Here is a 1,111-nt window from a genome sequence, read left to right as displayed (position 1 = left end):
TTCTAGCTTCGTCGGCAGCGTCAGATGTGTATAAGAGACAGCTAATACAGAGAGTGTAAAACTAATCATTATTAATACATAGTTCCACCACTGATTCTCTGCTATACGATATAAAAGATTATAATTAAATGAATTTTTACTATGAGTTGAATTATATGATTCAGCTAAAAATATTGAAAGTGTAGTTTGTGAGATGAGGTAAGTAATAAATGCGATGAATATGCCACTTAATAGTAGTGAATTTGATTTTCCATTTTCATTTTGAAATTGTTTCATTTTTACTCGTATATCAATTTCATTTATTTCCAAAAAATCTTGAACAAATAATTGAGGAGTTCCTAGATCGTTTAGACTATCCTCACCATCTTCATGACATTCCTGAAAATGTTCTAATAATTGTCGTTTAATATTTTCCCTTTCTTCTATACTTATATCGTATTGCTTTAATTCTTTAAGTACGTCAGTTAAAAATTGCTGTTCTTTACCTTTTAGTTCATTCCTCATTTCAAAAGGTCTCCTTTCAAACCGCTTTTTAATAATGTTTGAATATCAGATTGCAATTCTAGCCACTCATTAATTTTCTTCTCAAGTCGTATTTTCCCGCTGTCATTAATTTCATAATAAATTCTAACTTTGCCACTGGCTGTTACTTCTTGATATGTATTAACCCATTCTTGATTTTTCAACTTAGTTAAAATGGGATAAATACTTCCTACTCCTTTCAATTTTAAATTGTGTACTTCAAGCTCTTTCATAATTTCATATCCATAACTTTTCTTTCTCGATAAAATCGATAATACACACATTTCTAAATGACCTTTAATTAAACTCGTTCTGTCCATAGGATAAATTTAACAGAAATATATACTTCATTCAAGCATATATTTCTGTTAAATTTAAAAAATCAGATAATAAAACAAAAAGGTTTATAAACACCCAAAATTAGCACTCATGACCTATATTTATCTCTAATTTTCATTTTTATAATATAATTATTACATAATATATCAACCTTTTATCCCTTTTAGTTTTCATTCTCCCTTCACTTATACTTCTTTCCATAGTGAGAAATCTGTCTCTTATACACATCTGACGCTGCCGACGAAGCTAG

At 28.7% G+C, this 1,111-nt stretch carries 2 protein-coding genes; both read right to left on the bottom strand.

Features of this window, described 5'->3' with window-relative positions; translation table 11 throughout:
* Positions 1-504 (bottom strand): DUF1129 domain-containing protein (locus tag JDS92_RS30030; protein ID WP_199633038.1); only part of this gene is annotated, 504 nt, incomplete at its 3' end.
* A complete protein-coding gene (locus JDS92_RS30025) occupies positions 501-842 on the bottom strand; it encodes a PadR family transcriptional regulator (RefSeq protein WP_000376294.1) in 342 nt (113 codons plus the stop codon). The genes JDS92_RS30025 and JDS92_RS30030, both read right to left, overlap by 4 nt.
* Between the last annotated feature and the right edge of the window lie 269 nt (positions 843-1,111).

Source organism: Bacillus cereus group sp. N12 (assembly GCF_016483575.1).
Lineage (GTDB): Bacteria > Bacillota > Bacilli > Bacillales > Bacillaceae_G > Bacillus_A > Bacillus_A toyonensis.
Note: the sequence above shows the minus strand (reverse complement) of the source record. Positions and strands in the feature narration are given on the sequence as shown.

What these genes read in the sequence shown, in the direction of transcription:
- JDS92_RS30025 (WP_000376294.1), bottom strand. Translation starts at nt 842, where the DNA reads ATGGACAGAACGAGTTTAATTAAAGGTCATTTAGAAATGTGTGTATTA.